Source organism: Geobacter sp. (assembly GCF_030834625.1).
GTDB lineage: Bacteria > Desulfobacterota > Desulfuromonadia > Geobacterales > Geobacteraceae > Geobacter.
The window spans coordinates 15,118-35,174 of record NZ_JAUQXO010000066.1 but is presented as its reverse complement, the minus strand read 5'-3'; the positions used below and the strand labels follow the sequence as shown (position 1 = coordinate 35,174).

At 63.9% G+C, this 20,057-nt stretch carries 19 protein-coding genes; 3 read left to right on the top strand and 16 right to left on the bottom strand.

Annotated elements, in window-relative coordinates; genetic code table 11:
* Window positions 1–76 precede the first annotated feature (76 nt).
* The 6 genes from gmhB to RCH91_RS15755 all read right to left on the bottom strand — a co-directional run bounded on the left by gmhB (window position 77) and on the right by RCH91_RS15755 (window position 6,039).
* The gene (gene gmhB, locus RCH91_RS15780) at window positions 77–652 is read right to left on the bottom strand and encodes a D-glycero-beta-D-manno-heptose 1,7-bisphosphate 7-phosphatase (protein WP_306535944.1); all 576 of its coding nucleotides are present in this window, start codon (window positions 650–652) and stop codon (window positions 77–79) included.
* The gene (gene rfaE1, locus RCH91_RS15775) at window positions 642–2,114 is read right to left on the bottom strand and encodes a D-glycero-beta-D-manno-heptose-7-phosphate kinase (RefSeq protein ID WP_306535943.1); all 1,473 of its coding nucleotides are present in this window, start codon (window positions 2,112–2,114) and stop codon (window positions 642–644) included. Before rfaE1 ends, gmhB begins: the two co-directional genes overlap by 11 nt.
* Before the next feature lie 63 nt (window positions 2,115–2,177).
* Entirely contained in the window at window positions 2,178–3,125 is a 948-nt protein-coding gene (locus tag RCH91_RS15770) for a hypothetical protein (RefSeq protein WP_306535942.1), read from the bottom strand.
* Window positions 3,122–3,691 (bottom strand): D-sedoheptulose 7-phosphate isomerase, encoded by a 570-nt coding sequence (locus tag RCH91_RS15765; protein ID WP_306535941.1) that lies wholly within the window; start codon window positions 3,689–3,691, stop codon window positions 3,122–3,124. The genes RCH91_RS15770 and RCH91_RS15765 overlap by 4 nt, the downstream gene beginning before the upstream one ends.
* A 66-nt stretch (window positions 3,692–3,757) precedes the next feature.
* On the bottom strand, window positions 3,758–4,828 hold the full coding sequence (locus RCH91_RS15760) for a glycosyltransferase family 2 protein (RefSeq protein ID WP_306535940.1): 1,071 nt from the start codon (window positions 4,826–4,828) through the stop codon (window positions 3,758–3,760).
* Between the two features lie 167 nt (window positions 4,829–4,995).
* On the bottom strand, window positions 4,996–6,039 hold the full coding sequence (locus tag RCH91_RS15755; protein WP_306535939.1) for a rod shape-determining protein: 1,044 nt from the start codon (window positions 6,037–6,039) through the stop codon (window positions 4,996–4,998).
* 201 nt (window positions 6,040–6,240) lie between these two features.
* Between RCH91_RS15755 and RCH91_RS15750 the strand changes: the two genes are divergently transcribed.
* Window positions 6,241–7,827, top strand: coding sequence for a peptidylprolyl isomerase (locus tag RCH91_RS15750; protein ID WP_306535938.1), 1,587 nt, complete (start codon window positions 6,241–6,243; stop codon window positions 7,825–7,827).
* A 41-nt stretch (window positions 7,828–7,868) separates the two neighbouring features.
* Complete coding sequence (locus tag RCH91_RS15745; RefSeq protein ID WP_306535937.1) at window positions 7,869–8,759, top strand: phosphoribosylaminoimidazolesuccinocarboxamide synthase; 891 nt, start codon at window positions 7,869–7,871, stop codon at window positions 8,757–8,759.
* A 71-nt stretch (window positions 8,760–8,830) separates the two neighbouring features.
* Here RCH91_RS15745 and RCH91_RS15740 read toward each other — a convergent pair whose 3' ends face one another.
* The 9 genes from RCH91_RS15740 to rpsA all read right to left on the bottom strand — a co-directional run bounded on the left by RCH91_RS15740 (window position 8,831) and on the right by rpsA (window position 17,141).
* A complete protein-coding gene (locus RCH91_RS15740) occupies window positions 8,831–9,172 on the bottom strand; it encodes a YajD family HNH nuclease (protein WP_306535936.1) in 342 nt (113 codons plus the stop codon).
* A gap of 10 nt (window positions 9,173–9,182) precedes the next feature.
* Window positions 9,183–9,521, bottom strand: coding sequence for a DUF2845 domain-containing protein (locus tag RCH91_RS15735; RefSeq protein ID WP_306535935.1), 339 nt, complete (start codon window positions 9,519–9,521; stop codon window positions 9,183–9,185).
* An 11-nt stretch (window positions 9,522–9,532) separates the two neighbouring features.
* The gene (locus tag RCH91_RS15730) at window positions 9,533–10,141 is read right to left on the bottom strand and encodes an HD domain-containing protein (protein ID WP_306535934.1); all 609 of its coding nucleotides are present in this window, start codon (window positions 10,139–10,141) and stop codon (window positions 9,533–9,535) included.
* A complete protein-coding gene (locus RCH91_RS15725) occupies window positions 10,141–10,611 on the bottom strand; it encodes a flavodoxin family protein (protein WP_306535933.1) in 471 nt (156 codons plus the stop codon). The genes RCH91_RS15730 and RCH91_RS15725 overlap by 1 nt, the downstream gene beginning before the upstream one ends.
* Window positions 10,612–10,637: 26 nt before the next feature.
* The gene (locus RCH91_RS15720) at window positions 10,638–12,662 is read right to left on the bottom strand and encodes a monovalent cation:proton antiporter family protein (RefSeq protein ID WP_306535932.1); all 2,025 of its coding nucleotides are present in this window, start codon (window positions 12,660–12,662) and stop codon (window positions 10,638–10,640) included.
* 87 nt (window positions 12,663–12,749) lie between these two features.
* A complete protein-coding gene (locus RCH91_RS15715) occupies window positions 12,750–14,219 on the bottom strand; it encodes a potassium/proton antiporter (protein WP_306535931.1) in 1,470 nt (489 codons plus the stop codon).
* A 54-nt stretch (window positions 14,220–14,273) separates the two neighbouring features.
* Complete coding sequence (locus RCH91_RS15710; protein ID WP_306535930.1) at window positions 14,274–15,347, bottom strand: mannose-1-phosphate guanylyltransferase; 1,074 nt, start codon at window positions 15,345–15,347, stop codon at window positions 14,274–14,276.
* 96 nt (window positions 15,348–15,443) lie between these two features.
* Entirely contained in the window at window positions 15,444–15,932 is a 489-nt protein-coding gene (gene greB / locus RCH91_RS15705; protein WP_306535929.1) for a transcription elongation factor GreB, read from the bottom strand.
* The gene (rpsA, locus tag RCH91_RS15700; RefSeq protein WP_306535928.1) at window positions 15,933–17,141 is read right to left on the bottom strand and encodes a 30S ribosomal protein S1; all 1,209 of its coding nucleotides are present in this window, start codon (window positions 17,139–17,141) and stop codon (window positions 15,933–15,935) included.
* Between the two features lie 211 nt (window positions 17,142–17,352).
* On the opposite strand from rpsA, the gene RCH91_RS15695 reads away from it, so the two are divergent.
* On the top strand, window positions 17,353–18,891 hold the full coding sequence (locus RCH91_RS15695; RefSeq protein WP_306535927.1) for a R3H domain-containing nucleic acid-binding protein: 1,539 nt from the start codon (window positions 17,353–17,355) through the stop codon (window positions 18,889–18,891).
* Between the two features lie 45 nt (window positions 18,892–18,936).
* On the opposite strand, the gene ald is transcribed toward RCH91_RS15695, so the two are convergent.
* Complete coding sequence (gene ald / locus RCH91_RS15690; RefSeq protein WP_306535926.1) at window positions 18,937–20,034, bottom strand: alanine dehydrogenase; 1,098 nt, start codon at window positions 20,032–20,034, stop codon at window positions 18,937–18,939.
* Between the last annotated feature and the right edge of the window lie 23 nt (window positions 20,035–20,057).

The window sequence follows — 20,057 nt, the reverse complement described above, 5'->3', positions numbered from 1 at the left end:
TTGACTGAACAGCTATAGCACGACAGGGAGAAATGCGTCAAACCGTAACTCCCCCCTGCCTCTCTTCCGTTTGCCATCAGCTCCGCAGGTGCGTGATGATCGCCCGGGCGGCGGCGAAGATGTCATCGCAGACCGTCACGTCGGGCGGCACCAGGTGCTCTTCCGCGGCGCCATAGCCGGTCCTGACAAGAATCGTTCGGCACCCGGCGGCCAGCCCCGCCTCCACGTCGGCCGCCTTGTCCCCGACGATCCAGGAGCGGGAGAGGTCGATCCCCAGATCCGCAGCAGCACTGAGGAGCATTCCGGGGAGGGGCTTGCGGCAGGCGCATTCGGTGCGGTACGGTCCGATGCCGTGGTGAGGGTGGTGAGGGCAGAGGTAGTAGGCGTCGACGGAGGCGCCGACCGTTGCCAGCTCCAGATCCACGAAGCGGTGGAGGCGGTGGACCGCCGCCTCGTCGTAGTAGCCCCGGGCCACCCCCGACTGGTTGGTCACCACCACCACCAGGAAGCCGGCTTCCTTCAGGAGCCGGATGGCCTCCGGCGCGCCGGGAACGAACTCGAACTCCTCGGCCCGGTGGAGGTATTCCTTCTCCACGTTGATGGTGCCGTCACGGTCGAGAAAGACGGCCGTCCTCCCCTTTTCACTCGTCACCGTAGGCCCTCAGGATCTTGTCGATGATGTTCGTGGTGGAGCGACCATCCACGAAGGTAACGAGCTCGATCCGGCCACCATAGGACTCCACAACATCCTTCCCCACGACCCCTTCCGGGGTGTAGTCTCCCCCCTTGACGAGGACCGCCGGCTTCAGGGTTTCGATGAGGCGCAGGGGGGTATCCTCGTCGAAGATCACCACATAGTCGATGCAGTCGAGGGCCGCCAGGATGTGGGCCCGTTCTGCCTCGCCAATGAGGGGGCGCTTCTCCCCCTTGAGCCGGCGCACCGAGGCATCGCTGTTAAGCCCCAGTACCAGGACGTCGCCGAAACTCTTCGCCTTCTGCAGGTACTTCACGTGTCCCACGTGGAGGAGGTCAAAGCAGCCATTGGTAAAGACGATCCGTCTGCCCCGGGCCTTTTCCGCCTCGATGATACCGGCCAGGACATCCAGGTTCTTGATCTTGGTGTCGCTGTCGCCATGCTGAAACCCCAGGGAGCCGACAATCTCGGCGGGCGAAACCGTGGAGGTCCCCACCTTGCCGACGGCGATTCCCGCCGCAACGTTGGCAAGACGGGCCGCATCGGCGAACCCCACCCCCCCGGCGAGGGCAAGCCCCAGCACCGCCAGCACCGTGTCGCCGGCGCCGGTCACGTCGAAAACTTCCCGGGCAAAGGTCGGGATGTGAACCACGCCGCCATCCCGCAGGAAGAGGGACATCCCTTCCTCGCTCCGGGTGATGACCAGCGCCGTGAGGTCAGCCGCTTCCAGAAGCCGCGCGCCGGCCCGGCAGAGCCCCTCCTCGTCGCGAATGGCGATGTCCGAGGCGGTTTCCGCCTCCTTGCGGTTCGGGGTAAGGAGCGTGGCGCCCCGGTACTTGGCGTAGTCGCTCCCCTTGGGGTCCACCACCACCGGAATCTTCCGCTCCCGGGCAAAGGCGATCACCGCGGCCAGGAGCGACGGCGTGAGAACACCCTTGAGGTAGTCGGAAACGAGGATGACGTTGAACCGATCCCCCTGCTCCCGAAGGTAGCCGACAATCTTCTGCTCGTAGTCGGCGCCGATGGGGTCACGGGACTCCCGATCGATCCGGACGATCTGCTGGTTGGCCGCCACAACACGGGTCTTGCGGCTCGTGGTCCGCAACGGGTCCTCGAATACCGCCGACACGTCGACCCCCTTGCCGGAGAATGCATGGAGGAGGATCGTACCGTTCTCGTCCCCCCCCACGACGCTGGCCACACTCACCCGGCACCCCAGGGCCACCAGATTGTTGGCCACGTTGCCGGCGCCGCCGATGCGGATCTCCTCGCGGGTCACATCCAGCACCTGCACCGGGGCCTCGGGGGATATCCGTTCGGCCCTTCCCCAGAGGTACTCGTCAAGCATCAGGTCGCCGATGATGAGGGCGTTGATATCCCGCGCATGGGCGAAGAGTGATTCGACGTTTTTGCGTTCCATACGTCCTCTCTAATGGCTCCCCGTAGGGCGCCCTGATCGGCTGGGCGCACGACCCGCCCTTGTTCAGTTCAGCCGGTCCAAAATCGCCGCAGCCAAAAGCGGGATCATGATCTCGTGATGGCCGGTGACGGTGTAGCCGCGCCCCTTCCCCGACGTGGGACGCTTCACCACGTTCTGCAGGGGGCGGTAGTGCTGCTGCATGTCGAAGTTGGCGGTGGAGAAGTGGTCCACGTGGTGCCCCAGGTTCTGGGCGATGGAGAGGGCCTTGAGGAATACCTCGGGGAGCAGCACGGCGCTCCCCACATTGAGGTAGACCCCGCCGTCGCCGAGATCGGCCACCACGGAGGTGAGAAGCCGGAAGTCCCGGAAGGTGGCCTCGCCGATGACCGCGCCATCGGCGGCAGGATGCTGGTGGATGATGTCGGTGCCGAGGGCCACATGGACCGTGAGGGGAATATCCCGCTCCACGCAGGTCGCCATGAGGCTCCACTCCCGGAAGGGGTTCCCGTTCTCGATGATGAAGCGCCCCACCGCCTCGCCGTACCCCATCCCCCGGGCAAGCCCCTCCTTCAGGGCCCGGTTGATGTCGCGGCCGGTCTCTTCGGCCATGCCGAAGGTGCCGCAGTGGAGAACCGCCCCCACGTCCTCGCTCGTCTCACCGATGAGCGACAGTTCGTAGTCATGGATAGAGCCGGCGCCGTTCAGGGCCACCGCCGTGATCACGTCGGCCTCGATGAGCTTCTTCAGCACCGGCTGGAGGCCGCACTTGATCACATGGGCACCCATGGCGAGAATGACCGGCTTTCCCTTGGCCCGGGCAGCCACCACGGCGTCAGCAACGCCGGTGAGGGCCTCGGCGCCCAGCTGCCGCGGCAGTGCAGCCATAAGACCGGCAACGCTCATTCCCGCGGCGATCGGACCGGCGAAGTCGTTCCGGATGCTCACCTTGTTCTTCCGCTCGGCGATGGGATAGGTAGAGACCCCCGCGAGATCGACAGGACGGTAGTTCATGCAAAAAGCCCCTTCTCCACCAGGTCGCAGACAATGTGGATGATAGTGATGTGCGCTTCCTGGATGCGGGGGGTATCACCGCTCGGCACGGTGAGTTCCAGGTCGACGATCCCCCGGATTGTCCCGCCGTCGCGCCCCAGGAGCCCCACGGTGATGCAGCCGCGGTCGTTGGCGAGGGCGAGGGCCTCGTACACGTTCCTGGACGATCCGCTGGTGGAAAGGCCCACCACCACGTCCCCCTCGTCGGCCAAGGCCTCCACCTGGCGGCGGAAGATGGCGTCAAAGCCGTAATCGTTGCCGATGGCGGTGAGGATCGAGGTATCGGTGGTAAGCGCCACGGCCGGCAGCCCCCGGCGCTCCATCTTGAAGCGGCCGACGATCTCGGCGGCAAAGTGCTGGGCATCGGCCGCTGACCCCCCGTTCCCCATGACGAGGAGCTTCTTACCCCCCCCCAGGGCCGTGATGAGCATCCCGGCGAACGCCGCGATCCGCGGCGCAAGCTCCCGCTCCACCGTCTCCATGACCTCGCGGTGGGACCGGAGCTGGGTCGTGATTTCCTCGATCATCGCATCCTCCTGGAAAGCAGCGTGGTTGTCTAATCTAGCCGAATCGGCCGGAGGTGTCACCCGATTTCACTCAGGGGGACCGGGGTGGTACAGTGCCCCTTCCCGGTGCCGGATCACATCCCCAAGCCAGCCAAAGGATTTAGCCCCCTCCACCCCCGGGATGGAAAGACCGTCGACACCGGCGACGGTCACCATGTCGCCCCGTGCCGCCAGGAGCCGGCCGATGATCTTGCGGATTTCGCCGGTGGCAAAGAAGCGCGGGAGGAGCACCATGTTGATAGAGCGGTGAAGAGAACCGTGTCCGGTCTCGACGAGGACCTTATGAAGCGTCGGATGAACAATGACGGTAAAGCGGTACCCCATCCGGGCGCCCTTCAGGATGATGTCGAGCTTCTCACGTACCGCTTCGGGCTCGACGTCCTTGGGGAAGTAGACGCAGAAGGCGTCCTCACGCCCCCACCGGGCCTCGCAGGTTTCGGCGCTCCGGCGCACGGTTTCCTCCCTGCGGACAATGGAGCCGAAGAGAACCTCGTCAGCGTAGGTGACCGCCACCCCCTCGGCGGCAAAGGTCAGATACCCGTTCCGGAGGGCACGGCGGGAAAAGTCCCTGAGGCACCAGAGTCCGCCGTCGAGTTCTTCGTCGAAGCCCCCCTGGCGCTCCATCAGCTCCCTGCGGAGCAGAAGGGCAGCAAAGGAACCGTGGGATACCTCAGTAACCGTTTTGGAGGAGAGAGTGGCCCGTTTCCGGCGTCCCTGCCCCCCCTCACGTTCCAGGCGCGGCACGATGATTCCTGCATCGGAGCGGGAATTGGCCAGCTCGACCATTGGCTCCAACCATCCCCCCGCAACCAGCGTCGTGTTCCGCACGATGACAGCAAAGGGAGCCTCGACCTGGGCGAGGCCCCGGTTCACCGCCTTGACGAAGCCTTGATTGGCGCTGGTTTTCAGGGAAAGTGCCCGTTCCCCCAATATGTCGGCAAACTCCTCAAGGAGCCGTTCGGTCTCCCGGTCGCTGCCATTGTCGATGAGGATGAAGCGGGCTGAGGGTGTGATGTCCATGAGGGTAACCAGGCAGTTGCGGGTTTCAACGGGCCTGTTCCAGACGGGGATGAGTATGTCGACGTCAAAGGGTGCCATGGGGAATTGTCACGCCCGAGGGCAAATGGCCTGAGCGGCGGGTCGGGAAAAACGCGGAAACCGCACGGACAGCCCGTCGGTGGAGTCATGACTGCTCCTGCCGACGCGGCATCGATGCGGTTTTCGCTGGACTGCTGCCGCGCTGGACGCGCGGCAGATACACATGGTCAGGACGAGACAGCCACCCGGCGGAGCAGGTTCAGCTCGTCAAGGACCTTGCCGGAACCAAGAACAACGCAGGAGAGGGGGTCCTCGGCGGTTACGACCGGCAGACCCGTCTCCTCGCGGAGCAACGCATCCAGGTTACGGAGCAGCGCCCCGCCGCCAGCCAGCACGATTCCCTTGTCCACGATATCGGCCGCCAGTTCGGGCGGAGTCCGCTCGAGGCAGATTTTCACCGCCTCCACGATGGCGTTGACCGGCTCGGAGAGGGCCTCGCGGATCTCGTCGGAGTTGATCTGCACGGTCTTCGGGATGCCGGAGACCAGATCGCGCCCCTTCACCTCCATGGGCCGAACGTCGCCCAACGAGTAGGCCTCGCCGATCTCGATCTTGATGAGCTCGGCGGTCCGGTCACCGATGAGGAGGTTGTACTTGCGCTTGATGTAATGGACAATAGCCTCGTCCATCTTGTCGCCACCCACCCGGACACTCCTCGTGTAGACGATGCCGGCCAGGGAGATGACCGCCACCTCGGTGGTCCCCCCGCCGATGTCGACGATCATGTTGCCGGAGGCTTCGGTGATGGGCAGCCCCGCCCCGATGGCAGCCGCCATGGGCTCCTCGATGAGGTAGACCTCCCGGGCGCCGGCCGACTCCGCCGACTCCTTCACGGCCCGCTTCTCCACCTGGGTAATCCCCGAGGGGACGCAGATGACGATCCGCGGGCGGACCAGGGTCTTGCGGTTGTGGACCTTGTGGATGAAGTAGCGGAGCATCTCCTCTGTGATGTCGAAGTCGGCAATGACTCCGTCCTTCATGGGGCGGATGGCAGTGATGCTCCCCGGCGTCCGGCCGAGCATCTTCTTTGCCTCCATGCCGACGGCAAGGACCTTCTGCTGGCCGTTGTTCATCTTCTGCACGGCAACAACGGAAGGCTCGCGGACCACGATCCCCTTCCCTTTAAGGTAGACAAGGGTGTTGGCAGTTCCGAGGTCTATGGCCAAGTCGTTGGAGAAAAGCCCGAAGAGGGCGTCGAATATTTTAAGCATGCATTAATCCCTTCCATTCATGGGCGAAAGTGAGCTTTTTCGAAGCGTTGCATCGTAGCAGAAACCCCCTGAGCATGCAAGGGGGAAAAGCTGACGCCACGCAATCATGTTGCTTTTGGGAGGCGGGTTATAGTAGTATGCGGACCCATTGTTTAACGGGTTACGGCACCGATTTCTGCGAACGCAAAGGAGTTCTCGCGAATGCTCGGCATCATGCGCAAGTACAAGCAGTCGATCGTCATCAAGGTGGTTTTCGGAATCATCGTTCTCAGCTTCATCGGCACCATCTTCCTCGTCTGGGGGAAGGGCGATGGGGGACTCACCCCGTCGAGCTACGCCGTCAAGGTGGATCGCACAAAGATCAGCTACGAAGAGTTCCAGCGGACCTACTACCGTCTGCGCGACATCTACGCCCAGATCTACGGCCCGGCCCTCACCCCCGAGGTAGAAAAGCAGCTCAACCTGAAGAAGCAGGCCCTCGACTCCCTCATCCACGCGGCCCTGGTGCGCAGCGCCGCCAAGGAAATGGATATAAAGGTGTCGAAGGATGACGTGCAAAAGGCCGTCGCCGCCATACCCGCCTTCCAGAAGAACGGCGCCTTCAATTCCGAACAGTATTTCCAGGTCCTCAAGGCGAACCGGATTACCCCCAAGGAGTTCGAGGCAAGCCAGAAAGACGAGCTCATGGTGAAGAAGGCCCAGGACCAGATCAAGGCAAAGGTCCAGGTCACCGACGATGCGGCACGGCAGCTCTTCCGGAAAAAGAACGACCGGATAAGCCTCCAGTTCGCCTCCTACTCTCCCGAAGAGGTAAAGGGTGAGATCAAGCTCTCCGACCAGGAACTCACCGACTTCCTCGCCAAGAACCAGAACGATTTCAAGACTCCTGAGCAGATAAGCGTCTCCTTCGTCCTCGCCGACCCGGCCAAGGTGGCCGGCAACCTGGAGGTGACCGAGGCCGACATCCAGTCCTGGTACCAGAAGCACATCGACCGCTACCAGGGCAAGGGCGGCATCCTCCCCCTGGCCGAGGTCAAGGAGCAGGTGAAGGCCGACGCCCGCCGCTTCCATGCGGGGCAGAAGGCCTACGAGCTTGCCGCCGCCTCCCTGAACAAGCACAAGGCAGCCGGTGATCTGGCCGCCATAGCCCGGGAACTGGGCGGCGCCGTCAACGAAACGCCGCTCTTCACTGGCCAGTCTCCCGCACCGGCCCTGGCCGGCGAAAAAGAGGTGCTGTCGCGGGCCTTTCTTCTCAAACAGAACGAACTGGGTGGTCCGGTGGAAACACCGAAAGGAATCTACATCCTGAAGCTCAAGGAGCGCAAGGCTGCCGAAGTGCCGCCCCTGGCCCAGATCCGCGCCAAGGTCGAGGATAAGGCCAAGGCCGTCAGGGCGGTGGAACTGGCCAAGAAGAAGGCCGAGGAGGCCCAGGCGAAACTCGCCAAGGGAGACACGAAAGGTCTCGCATTGCAGGAGACCGGAAGCTTTGGATTCGATGCCAAAGGGAACGTTCCGGTGGCAGGGACCTCCCCTGAACTCATGGAGGCTGCCTTCACTCTGACCGACAAGGCGGCTGCACCCCAGAACCCCATCAAAGTTGGCAACCGCTGGATCGCCGTCAGGCTCAAGGAGCGCACCGAGCTGAACGCAGCCGCCTTCCCGACCGAAAAGGAGAAGATCAAACAGGAACTCCTCCCGGTGAAACAGGAAGAGGAGCTTCAGAAGTGGCTCAAGGAATTGCGCGCCAAGGCAAAGATCGACATCAACCCAGCCCTCAAGGATACGTAGCGGGCACCATCACACGATTACGAACAAAAGGAGACTGAGCCATGGCAAACCTGGTTCTCAAGACCGACTTCCCCGATCTGAAGCTTGTGGCCCGCGGCAAGGTCCGCGACATCTACGACCTGGGCGACGCCCTGCTCATCGTCACCACCGACCGGATTTCCGCCTTCGACGTCATCATGAATGAGGGGATCCCTGACAAGGGATACGTGCTGACCCAGATCTCCACCTTCTGGTTCCGCCAGATGGAGGACATCATCCCGAACCACATCATCTCCACCGAGGTAAAGGACTTCCCGGCCCAGTGCCAGAAGTACGCCGCCGACCTGGAAGGGCGCTCCATGCTGGTCAAGAAAGCAAAGCCCCTGCCGGCGGAGTGCATCGTGCGCGGCTACATCTCGGGGTCGGGCTGGAAGGACTACAAGGCCACCGGCGCCATCTGCGGCATCAAACTCCCGGCGGGGCTCGTGGAATCGGACAAGCTGGAAGAGCCGATCTTCACCCCCTCCACCAAGGCTGAACTCGGCACCCACGACGAGAACATCTCCTTCGACACGATGGTCGAACTGGTGGGTAAGGAACTGGCCGAAAAGGTGCGCGACGTCACCATCGCCATCTACAAGCGGGCCCGGGACATCGCCGACGCCAAGGGGATCATCATCGCCGACACCAAGTTCGAGTACGGCATCCACAACGGCGAGCTGATTCTCATCGACGAGTGCATGACGCCGGACTCCTCCCGATTCTGGCCCAAGGACAGCTACAAGCCGGGCGGGGCCCAGCCCTCCTTCGACAAGCAGTTCCTGCGGGACTACCTGGAGACCCTTGACTGGAACAAGACCGCCCCTGCCCCGCCGCTCCCCGCCGAGATCGTTCAGAAGACGGGAGAAAAGTATATGGAAGCATTAGTGCGGCTCACGGGGAAGGGAAAGTAGCCTCCCGCTACGCTTCGGCACAACATACTCCAGACGCACGAAAGCCCCGGCCTCTTCAGACCGGGGCTTTTTCATTTGTCCCCCATATCTCCGCCGCTCAGGTAATCCCCCAGCACTCCCCGGCTGTGCTCGTCCTCGTGGCACCAGACGCAGAGGTTCTCCCAGTTGCTCCCGTCGGGGGGGTTCCGATCATGATTCCCATCCCGATGATGCACCGTGAGGAGGTGCAGGTTGGCAAGATCGAACTCCCGGCCGCACTTGGCGCAGATCCAGCCGTGAATCTTCAGCGACTGCTCCCGGTAATTGTCTGATGAAGTCTGCTCTCCCCGCATGCGCCGCACCATCTCGTCAAGCTCTGCCTGAGTCTTTTCTGCCGGCTTTCCCGGCCGGCGCGGTCTGAACGTCTGTCCCATGGTTTCCTCTTCAGTATCCCCATTCCAGGCTCTCGATCCGCGCCACGTTGCCGTTCTCGAAGATGACCCGGTACATGAACTCGTTCGACCCGAAGTTGTAGGTCCAGTCGTCGACGGTGATCCGCGTAAACGTCCGGGTGACTCCGGGTTTGGTGCTGCCGCCGACTTCCACCTGATCGCGCTGGGTGGAGAAGGCAGGGGGGCCACACTTTTGGAGCACCTGGGGGATGGCGTCACCGATGGAGACGATGCCACCCTTGCAGATCATGGTTCCGGTGTCGGTGGCGCCGGCGGCACACGGCGCCAACGCAAGCAGGGTGACGGCGATGATTCCCGCTTTCCCGAACATGATATACCTCCTCAGGGCTCCGCCCATCCTTTCGTCACGTCGCCGTACATGTCGGCCAACTGCCCGATCTTCACCCCCTTGTCGCTTCCGCCCCGGGAACCGGCGGCATCGGCGTCACACACTTCCAGAAGCAGCGGGAAGAGCGGGTGCTCCATGAACCGGCGCTGTTTGGGGGAGAGACGGGCGCCGGGAGTAAGGTTCCAGGTAAAGTGAAAGGTGTGATGCTTGACGAGCCACGCCACATCGGCGGCGAACTGCGGGAGGCCGAGCCGCTCCATGATGGCTGTCACTAGGTCGGCACCGGCTTCTGAGTGCCCCCAGGAGCGCCACCGCCCCCTGATGAAGGCGGTAGTTTCGGCCTTGCCGATGTCATGGAGGAGAACCCCCCAGAAGACGCGGGGGTCGGCATCGTCGGGGACGGCGTCCATGGCGAGCATGGTGTGGTTCCATGCGTCCCCTTCGGCGTGGTACTGCTCGGGCTGGGGGACGCCACGCAGACGGGCCACTTCGGGTAGCCTTGCGTCAAAGCTCCCGTCGGCGAGCCACTGCTCGATCAGCTCCCGGCAGTGGCGGGCAGTTTCCAGCCCCCTGATCCCGCTTTGGACATCTCCGGCCGTCATCAGATCCTGTTCACTAGTGCCGCGAATTTCTCCACCATCACCACCACCTCGTTGGCGATCCGCCCGTCGGGGGCACCCACGGCCACGGGTCCGTAATGGCCGGCGCTGGTCAGTCCCTGGACGATACAGCCATGGATGAGGAACGCCTTGAGTATGTCGAGGACTACGGTGTCGCCACCGCCGCCGATCATCCCCTCGGAGGTGAAGGCGGCGGCCGCTTTGCCGTCCAGCCTCTTGAAGTACTTGACGCTTTCATCCACGAACTTCTTCACGGGCCAGGCCATGGTGCCGAAGTAGTTGGGGGAGCCGATGATGAAGCCGTCGTAGGAAGGGAGCGTGTCGATGTCCACCTCTTCCACCGTCTTCAGGTCCACCGCCAGATCCTTCGTCGAAAGCCCGTCGGCGATCATCCGCGCCATCTTCTCGGTGTTGCCGCTGCGGGAGTAGTAGGTTACGAGAACTTTTTTCATTGTTTCCTCCTGTCGGTTGCGTCGTGTCAGTGCGCGCTCGAAGCCTGAGCCGCTTCCGGCTTCCTGTTTCCCGCCGGCGACTCGAAGAGCCGCGCCGCGGCCCCCAGCTGCTCCGGCGTACCAAGGAGCAGCACGATGTCTCCTTCCTGCAGCACCCACACCGGGTCGGGATTGGGGGTCACCTCCTCCCCCCGCTTGATGACCAGCAGTGAAGCACCCGACCGGCTGCGGAGGGTTCCCTGTCGGAGGCTTTCACCCTCAAGAGGTGCCCCCTTCTTCACCCGAAAGGTGCCGATCTCGGCGCCGGTCAGGTAGCCGGCGATGCCGACTGCGTGGCTGTGGCGGCGGCTCAGGGTGCGGAACATGTCGTAGGAACCACTCCGGATCTCGGCGACGCAGTGGTCGATCTGGTCGTGGGGAACGAGGAAGTTGCGCAGCACCCGCGAAAAAATCTCGATGGAGGTCTCGAACTCCTCGGGCACCACCTCGTTTGCCCCTATCTTGTAGAGCGGTTCCATCTCGGCGATGTAACGGGTCCGGACGATGATGTGAATCGTTGGGTTCATCTGCCGCGCCTGGGCCACGACCCGGCGGCTGGCGGCGGCGTCGGAAATGGCAATGACGATGATGCGGGCCCGCTCCACGGCGGCATGGGTCAGGACCTCGGGTCGCGTGGCGTCGCCGAACATGATGCGGGTCCCCTTGCTCTTTTCGGTGGAGACGGTAAAGGGATTGGTCTCGATGACCACGTGGGGTATCTTCTGAACCTTGAGCACCCGGGAGAGGTTCTTGCCGTTGACGCCATAGCCAATCACGATCACGTGGTCCGAGAGGGTGAGCTTCTTCTCCTTTCCCGCCAGGACCCCCCGCCCCCGGGTCAGGGGAGCCGGCAGGATACCCACCAGCCAGGCGGCCACCGGCGCGCCGATCTTCAGGCAGAGGGGGGTGAGGGCCATGGTGGCCACGGAGGCAGCCAGAAAGACCTGGTAGTGTTCCTTGGAGAGAAGGCCGTGCTGCATGCCCGTCTGGCAGAGGATGAAGGAGAACTCACCGATCTGGGCCAGGGCAAGCCCCGCCACGATGGCGACGCGGGCAGGAACGCCCATGGCCACGGCCGCCCCCCCCGTGACCAGAAACTTGACCACCAGGATGGTCAGGACGAGGGAGCCCACCAGCAGCGGATGCTTCACCAGGACGGAGAGGTCCAAAAGCATTCCGACGGAGATAAAGAAGAGGCTCATGAAGGCGTCGCGGAAGGGGATGATGTCTCCCAGGGCCTGGTGGCTGTACTCCGATTCGGAGATGGCGAGGCCGGCGATGAAGGCCCCGAGGGCCAGCGACAGTCCCACCTGGGCCGTGAGCCAGGCGGTGCCGAACCCGATAAAGATGATGGTCAGGATGAAGAGCTCACGGCTGCGGGCCTTCACCACCTGCTCGAAAATCCAGGGAACCGCGAACCGGGCTCCGAAATGGGCCACCACCACGACGGCCACCGCCTTGGCCGACACGAGAAAAATTCCCGTCCAGCCGTTGCCTGCTCCGGCCAGGAAGGGGGTAAAGAGCATGAGCGGCACCACACAGAGATCCTGGAAAATCAGGATGCCCAGGGCCATCTTGCCGTGGGGGGTATCCATCTCCCCGTTGTCCATGAGAAGTTTCATGAGGATGGCAGTGCTGGAGAGGGCCACGAGGAAGCCGAAAAAGGTGGCCTGGGGGAGTGGAATGCCAAATGCCAAGCCCAGCAGCGCCACGATGAGGATGGTGAACCCCACCTGCATCCCCCCCCCCCAGAAGACCAGGTGCTTGATCCGCATCAGTTCCTTGAGGGAAAACTCGATGCCGATGGTGAAGAGGAGCAGCACAACCCCGATCTCGGCCATCTGCTCCACCTGGTGGGTGTCCTTGATGAGCCCGAGGGCATAGGGGCCGGCCAGGATGCCGGTGGCGAGAAAGCCGATGATGGAGGGGAACATGAGGCGGCGCAGGAGCACCACCGTGAACACCGCCAGACCGAAAAGGATCTCCATATCTTTGAGGACTTCGTAACTCATTGCTGTCTCTCGTCAAACTCCCTCAGATTCGATCCCCCTCAAGGGTACTACCATGCCGTCAGGCAAAACTCAAGCCCGTCAGGGGTATCAGGGCGCCCCCTTCCGGGACAGAAGAGCCTGAACCTCGGCCAGGACCTCGTGCCGGGCGAGGAAATGGAGGACATCGCCCGCGGCCAGCACCGTCCCGCCGCTGGGGACGACGAAATCGTCCTGCCGGGTGATCAGCACCACGAGAGTCCCCTGGGGAAGCCCCAGTTCCACGATCTGCCTCCCCACCGCGAAGGAGTCGGCAGGAATCTCCACCTCTACCAAGTCTCCCCTCCCCTGATCCAGGGATTCGAAATCGAGGCGCACCCGGCGCCCCGGCGGGCAGGGGTCCTCAAGGCCGAGCCAGCGTGCCGCCAGGGGAAGCGATGCCCCCTGCAGGAGTGCGGAGGTGAACACGATGAAGAAAACGATGTGAAAGATGGTGTCGGCCATGGCCATGCCGGACAGGAAGGGAAACGTCCCGAGGATGATGGGGACCGCACCCCTGAGTCCCACCCACGACACCATGAGCTTTTCCCGGAGGGAGAGGCCGGTGGCAGCAAGAGCGATGAAAACGCTCGCCGGCCGTGCCACAAGCATGAGGAACGCCGCGGCCGCGAGCCCAACTCCGACGATGGGTACCAGCCGCGACGGATACACCTGGAGCCCCAGGATGAGAAACATGGCAATCTGCATGAGCCAGGCAAGCCCGTCGTGAAACCGGGTCAGGCTCTTCTTGTGAACAAAATCGCTGTTCCCCATGACGATGCCGGTCACATAAACCGCCAAAAACCCGTTTCCCCCCACGACTGCCGCGACCCCGTAGGTGAGGAGTACGAGGGTCAGGGTCAGGACCGGGTAGAGCCCGTCATACTCAAGGCGCAGACGGTTCACAAGGATAACGCCACCCCTTCCCAGGAGGTAGCCGACGGCGGCGCCGCAGGCCATCTGCCAGACCGCCAGTGGCACGAGGGCCCAGGGGTTGGCGGCCGGCTGGGTGACGAGCATAATGAAACCGGTGGTCAGGAAGACCGCCATGGGGTCGTTGCTTCCCGACTCCAGTTCCAGAAGCGGCTTGAGATTGCCCCGCAGGCAGACGCTGCGGGAACGGAGCACCGCGAAGACCGCCGCCGCGTCGGTGGAAGAAATGATGGCACCGAGAACGAACCCTTCGAACAGGGAAAAATCGAGGAAGGTGACGGCAAACCACCCCATGAGAAGGGCGGTGATGAGAACTCCGAGAGTGGAGAGGGAAAGCCCCTGGCGAATGACCGGCCTGACGGAGCGCCAGGAGGTGTCGAGGCCTCCGGAGAAAAGGATGCAGGCCAGGGCCACGACCCCGAAGGACTGCACGAGACGGGGGTCGTCGAAATGGAACCCTCCGGGTCCGTCGGAACCGGCCAGCATGCCGACGCCCAGGAAGAGAAGGAGCGATGGGATCCCGAGCCGGCTCGACACCTTGCTGGCAAGGATGCTCACCAGCAGGAGGAACGACACTCCGAGGAGGATGAACTCAAATGACGACGGCATGGGACTCCCGAGGGGTGGTGGGCGCGGGGCCGGAGGCGGCGCCCCGAGAGCAGATCAGAGGTAGCGCTTCAGACCGCGCCGCTCCAGCTCCTCCACAACTTTCTTCACCTCCTGGGCCCGTTCCCGTGCGCAGACCAGCAGGGCGTCGGGGGTGTCCACCACGACGAGGTCCCGAACGCCGACGAGGGCCATGAGCTTCTCGCCACGGACGATGCAGCCGGTCGCATCGGCAATAACCGTCTCCGACGCGCCGATCACCACGTTCCCGGCGGTGTCGGACTCCATCACATCGGGGAGCGCGCTCCAGCTCCCCACGTCACTCCAGCCGAAGGCGGCCGGGATCATCGCCACATTGTCCGCTTTCTCCATAACGCCGTAATCGATGGACTCACCCCTGACCATGGCGTAGACCGCCTCAATCTGGGGGGCCAGGTCGGCCGGTTCCCAGATGTCAGGCGAAAAGGTGATACCGGCAAAGGCCCGGGCCAGCTCCGGCATGTGGGCCACCAGCTGGTCGAGGATCACGTCGGTCCGCCAGAGGAACATGCCGCTGTTCCAGTAAAACGTATCCGCGGCAAGGAACTCCAGGGCACGCTCCCGATCGGGTTTCTCCACGAAGCGCTTTACCGGGTAGGGCCCCTCGCCCCGTAGTTCCTTGTCGGCCTCAATGTAGCCGTAGCCGGTCTCTGGGCGGTCCGGAGCGATCCCGAGGGTGACCAGGTAGCCGTTCAGGGCCGCCTCCCTCCCTTTCTGAATGGTTGCGCAGAATTCATCCTCGTCGCGGATGAAATGGTCGGCAGGAAGCACCGCCATCACTGCTTCGGGGTCGTGCCGGGCGATGAGGGTGGCGGCAAGGCAAATGGCCGGGGCCGTATTGCGCCCCAGGGGCTCCTCGATCACCTCGACCCGGACCCCCCGCAGGTACTCCAGCTGGCGCCTGGTCTCCTCGGCCTGCAGGTGATTGGTGACTACGAGGATCCGCTTGGGATTCAGGGGAAGAACGCGCTCCACGGTCCGCTGGAGCATCGACTTGCCGCCGAAAACCGACATGAGCTGTTTCGGGTGAAGTTTGCGCGACAGGGGCCAGAAACGGGTGCCGGAGCCGCCGGCGAGGATGACGACGTACATGGGGGAGCCCTCCGGGGTGAAAAGTGAGGAGTCAGAATTCAAGGAGTCAGAATCCAGAAGGCGTTAGTGCAGCGGTTTCATTCTGGATTCTGAATTTTATACCGATAATGGCTGGTAGGCAACTTCGAGCACCGTGAAGACCGCTTCCCCGGCCGGCCGGCGGACGTGAACCTCGTCCCCCTCGTGCCGGCCCAGGAGAGCCTTCCCCATGGGTGAATCGATGCTGATGAATCCGTTGGAGGCGTCGGTCTCGTCGGGGCCGACGACGCGGTAGACCACCTCGTCTCCCTCCTCGGTTTCGAGCCGGATCCAGGCGCCGAAGAAGATCTTGCCGTTGGCGGGGGGAGGGGCGTCGACCACGGTGAGGTGGTCGAGGCGTTGGGTGAGGAAGCGGATGCGGCGGTCGATCTCCCGCAGCCGCTTCTTGCCGTAGATGTATTCGGCGTTTTCCGAACGGTCCCCCTCGGCGGCGGCGTCGGACACACCCTGGGTGACGCGGGGGCGTTCCTCCCTCCAGAGCCAGGTGAGCTCATCGCGGAGTTTTTTCGCCCCCTCGGTGGTTATGTAGTTGGACTGCTTCGCCACCTACCCCTTCTCTTCGATTTTAGCCTTGAGAAGGTCGCCAAAGGAGCCCATGGACTCTTTTGAGGAGGTCGTAGCCTGCTGACGGAAGGAGTCGATACTCTTCTCCTCCTCTTCGGCGGCCCGGCTCACTTCGGCAAGGGCCAGCGAGAGGCGGCGGGCCTCACGGTCGACGCCGTCCACCTTCACTTCAACCGATTCGCCCTCTTTCAACACATCGCTGGGATGGTTGATCCGCTTCCCCTTGCCGAGCTTGGAGATATGGAGCAGCCCGTCGATGCCGGGAGCGAGGGTCACGAAGGCGCCGAACGCCGCAAGCCGTGCCACGGTGCCGGTGTGGTAGGAGCCCTCGGGGAACTGGTCGGCCACCGATGCCCACGGGTCGGCGAGGGTATCCTTGAGGCTCAGGGAGATCTTGCCGGCGTCCCAGTCGATCTTCTTGATGACGACGCTCACCTGCTCTCCCACGGAGAGGACGTCGCGGACGTGCTTCACCCGGGTCCATCCCACCTCGGAGATGGGGATGAGGCCATCCACACCGCCGAGATCCACGAAGGCGCCGAAGTCGGCCAACCGGGTCACCGTACCGGTGACGGTCGTCCCCTCCTTGAGGGTTTCCTTGAGGGCCTCCCGCTTGCCCCGCTGCTCCTCCTCGAGGAGTTGGCGATGGGAAAGGACGATGTTGCGGCCCCGCTCGCCGTATTCCGTAACCCGGAAGAGGAGGTGCTTGCCCACAAACTCGGCCGGATTCTCGGCCCGGCGCAGCGAGATCTGGGAGAAGGGGCAGAATGCACGGGTGGTGCCGCTGAGCCTCACCTCGAACCCCCCCTTGATCTCCTTGACAACGAACCCTTCAACGGGGATTCCCGAGCGATGGGCTTCCTCGAGCTGGGCGTTGGCTGCGGCGCCGGCCCCCAGCTTGGTGGTGAAGCGGAGCTCGTTGCGTACGCTCCCCGTGTACCAGACGGTGACGGTATCACCCTCGGCAATAGTCAGGTTCCCCTCGGCGTCCAGGAGTTCCTTGCGCTCCATGACCCCTTCGCCCTTCTTGCCGATATCAAGGAAAACCCAGTCAGTGCTGATTTTGAGGACCTTCGCCTCCACCTTCGAGCCGGGCCTCAGGCGGGTGGTCTCGCTGTTGCTCTTCTCAAAAAGCTCGGCAAAGCTCTCCTCTTCGGTTGTTTCGATTCCGTCTTTCTCGTCCATGTCCATGTGATATAGCTCCGTCGTGAAATGGCAACAGTTGGATAAAGTTGCGAATAGCACAAAATAGTCGAAATAAGACGATTAGTCAAGCATGTGAAGCCCTTTCCTCTCCAGAGGGGAAACGCCGGACCGACCTTTCCTTGACCAGGGATGGCTGAGGCCGTAAAGTTGAAAGAAGATCACCGTGCAAATGCAGGCCCGGCAGTGGAGGGACGGAATGAGCAGTTCACGAAGGAAACCGAGCGCCGACGGAAACGACACCCTGCTCCTGGTCGCCACTCTTCCGGTGGAACTCCAGTCGGCCCTCCACCGGATACCGCTGGATGAGCTCCTGGAGGTGGTCATGGACCTGGGGCGCCCCGCCGAGGCCCGTCTTGCCGGCCGGACGGTGCAGCTCTCAGACCAACCGGTGAACCACGAGGAGCTTGCCCACGTGACCGCCCTGACGGGAGAATTCGGCGACGACAACCGGGCCGGGATCGAGCGGACCCTCCACCGGATCTCCGCCATCCGCAACCGCAAGGGGCAGATCGTGGGGCTCACCCTCCGGGTGGGGAGAGCGGTCTTCGGCGGGATCGATCTGCTGCGAGACCTGATCGAAGGGGGCCAAAGCCTCCTCATCCTTGGGCGGCCCGGGGTGGGAAAGACCACAAAGCTGCGGGAGATGGCGCGGGTTCTGGCCGACGACTTCGGCAAGCGGGTGATCGTAATCGACACCTCTAACGAGATTGCCGGCGACGGCGACATCCCCCACCCGGGGATCGGGAGCGCCCGGCGGATGCAGGTGCCCCGGGTCGATCGCCAGCATGCGGTGATGATCGAGGCAGTGGAAAACCATATGCCCGAGGTGATCATCGTGGACGAGATCGGCACCGAGGCCGAGGCCGCCGCGGCCCGCACCATCGCCGAACGGGGGGTGCAGCTGATCGGCACGGCCCACGGCACGACCTTGGAGAATCTCATCAAGAACCCTACCCTCGCCGACCTCGTGGGAGGGGTGCAGGTGGTCACCCTCTCCGACGAAGAGGCCCGACGACGACGCTCCACCAAGACCGTGAGCGAGCGTCGGGCGCCCCCTACCTTCGATATCGTGGTGGAGATGGTGGACCGGGACGAGCTGATCGTCCACAGCGATACGGCCGCGGCAGTGGACGCCATCCTGAGGGGCTACGCCCCCCGGGGGGAACGGCGCGAACAGGGGGCCGACGGACAGGTTCACGTTCGTGACGAAGAGCCGGCCGTTGTGACAACCCCGCCACCGTCGGCAACGGAGCTTGCCGAGCGCCGGGGGCCGGCGCGAGTCTACCCCTACGCCCTCTCCCGCGATCTCCTTGAGCGGGTGATCCGGAGCCTGCGGCTCGATGCCCGCACCGTGGGGGGAGTCGAGCAGGCAGATGTCATTATCGCCCTCCGCTCACGGGCCGACGACCTGAGGCTCAAACGGATCATGGACACAGGCGGAGCGTCGCTTCACTTCATCAAGCGCAACACTGCCAACGAGATGCGGAGGCTTCTGGAGCGGATTTTCCACGTGATGGGGGGTGAGGAGGACGACCTGCTCGCCGCCGTGGTCCGCGAGACGGAAGAGGGGATCAGGTCAGCAATGGAGGAAGGTGTGGCAGTGGAGCTCGCCCCTCAGCGGCCGGCGCTCCGCAAGATGCAGCATCGGCTCATCGCCGGTCACGGCCTCGTGGCAGAGAGCGAGGGACGCGAACCGGAACGCCACCTGGTGATCCGGCCGCCGGAGAAGGAGTGAGGCTCTGCTCCCACTCCCGGGTCCGTCCCGCAATCATGGCCCCATTCAGGGGAAGCGGCGACACGGCTCCCCCATGGCCTCCGCCAGGACGGGGTGGGTTATCCCGCCGCGCCAGGTATTGAGGGCGCCGGCCAGGGCCGGGTCGGCCCGCAGCGCCCCTTCTATACCCCGGTCGGCCAGGAGCCGCACGTAGGAAAGGGTGGCGTTGGTGAGAGCCAGGGTCGAAGTGCGGGGGTAGGCACCGGGCATATTGGCGACGGTGTAATGGATAACCCCCTCCGCCGTGTAGACGGGGTCGTCGTGGGTGGTGGGGCGGCTCGTCTCGGCGCATCCCCCCTGGTCGATGGAGACGTCGACGAGGACGGCTCCCCGCTTCATGGTGCCGAGGGCAGGCCGGTCGATGAGAAGGGGGGTCCGCCCCCCCGGCACGAGCACCGCGCCGACGACAAGATCAGCCCTCGCAAGCTCTTCCGCCAGGGTCTCCCGGTTCATGATCACGGTCCGCACCCTGCCCGCCAGGAGCTCGTCGAGGCGCTGGAGCCGGTCGATTCCCCGGTTCATGACCACCGTTTCCATGCCGAGTCCGGCGCAGACCCGCGCCGCGCCGCTTCCCACCACCCCCGCCCCCAGGATGAGGGCCCGGGCGGCAGGCACCCCCGGCACGCCGGTGGGAAGGACCCCCGTCCCCCCCAGGACCCGCTGGAGATGGTACGCCCCCACCAGCGGCGCCATCCGGCCGGCCACCTCGCTCATGGGGGCCAGGAGGGGAAGTGTCCCCCCCTTCTCCAGGGTTTCGTAGCCGATCCCCGTTACCCCCTTGCCCAGGAGCAGCTCCGTGAGGGGGCGGTTGGGTGCGAGATGCAGGTAGGTGAAGAGGGCCTGCCCCTGGCGCATCAGCTCGTACTCGACCGGAAGCGGCTCCTTGACCTTGACGAGGAGTTCCGCCCCCCCGAAAAGCTCGTCCCGGCCGCAGACCTCGGCACCGGCCCGCCGGTATTCCCCGTCGGAGAAGCCGCTCCCCTCCCCGGCGCCGGTTTCCACGAGAACCGTGTGTCCCCCGCGCGCGAGTTCCGCGACCCCGGCCGGGGTCATGCCGACCCGGTACTCGTGGGTCTTTATTTCCCGTGGTACTCCGACGATCATAGCGTTGCCCTCCTGCCCGGTGA

Coding starts and splice junctions, on each gene's coding strand:
- RCH91_RS15720 (WP_306535932.1), bottom strand. CDS start 12,662: ATGAGTTACGAAGTCCTCAAAGATATGGAGATCCTTTTCGGTCTGGCG.
- RCH91_RS15770 (WP_306535942.1), bottom strand. CDS start 3,125: ATGAACTACCGTCCTGTCGATCTCGCGGGGGTCTCTACCTATCCCATC.
- rfaE1 (WP_306535943.1), bottom strand. CDS start 2,114: ATGGAACGCAAAAACGTCGAATCACTCTTCGCCCATGCGCGGGATATC.
- RCH91_RS15755 (WP_306535939.1), bottom strand. CDS start 6,039: ATGCTTAAAATATTCGACGCCCTCTTCGGGCTTTTCTCCAACGACTTG.
- RCH91_RS15740 (WP_306535936.1), bottom strand. CDS start 9,172: ATGGGACAGACGTTCAGACCGCGCCGGCCGGGAAAGCCGGCAGAAAAG.
- RCH91_RS15715 (WP_306535931.1), bottom strand. CDS start 14,219: ATGCCGTCGTCATTTGAGTTCATCCTCCTCGGAGTGTCGTTCCTCCTG.
- RCH91_RS15735 (WP_306535935.1), bottom strand. CDS start 9,521: ATGTTCGGGAAAGCGGGAATCATCGCCGTCACCCTGCTTGCGTTGGCG.
- RCH91_RS15760 (WP_306535940.1), bottom strand. CDS start 4,828: ATGGCACCCTTTGACGTCGACATACTCATCCCCGTCTGGAACAGGCCC.
- ald (WP_306535926.1), bottom strand. CDS start 20,034: ATGATCGTCGGAGTACCACGGGAAATAAAGACCCACGAGTACCGGGTC.
- RCH91_RS15730 (WP_306535934.1), bottom strand. CDS start 10,141: ATGACGGCCGGAGATGTCCAAAGCGGGATCAGGGGGCTGGAAACTGCC.
- RCH91_RS15695 (WP_306535927.1), top strand. CDS start 17,353: ATGAGCAGTTCACGAAGGAAACCGAGCGCCGACGGAAACGACACCCTG.
- RCH91_RS15765 (WP_306535941.1), bottom strand. CDS start 3,691: ATGATCGAGGAAATCACGACCCAGCTCCGGTCCCACCGCGAGGTCATG.
- RCH91_RS15750 (WP_306535938.1), top strand. CDS start 6,241: ATGCTCGGCATCATGCGCAAGTACAAGCAGTCGATCGTCATCAAGGTG.
- RCH91_RS15745 (WP_306535937.1), top strand. CDS start 7,869: ATGGCAAACCTGGTTCTCAAGACCGACTTCCCCGATCTGAAGCTTGTG.
- rpsA (WP_306535928.1), bottom strand. CDS start 17,141: ATGGACATGGACGAGAAAGACGGAATCGAAACAACCGAAGAGGAGAGC.
- RCH91_RS15725 (WP_306535933.1), bottom strand. CDS start 10,611: ATGAAAAAAGTTCTCGTAACCTACTACTCCCGCAGCGGCAACACCGAG.
- RCH91_RS15710 (WP_306535930.1), bottom strand. CDS start 15,347: ATGTACGTCGTCATCCTCGCCGGCGGCTCCGGCACCCGTTTCTGGCCC.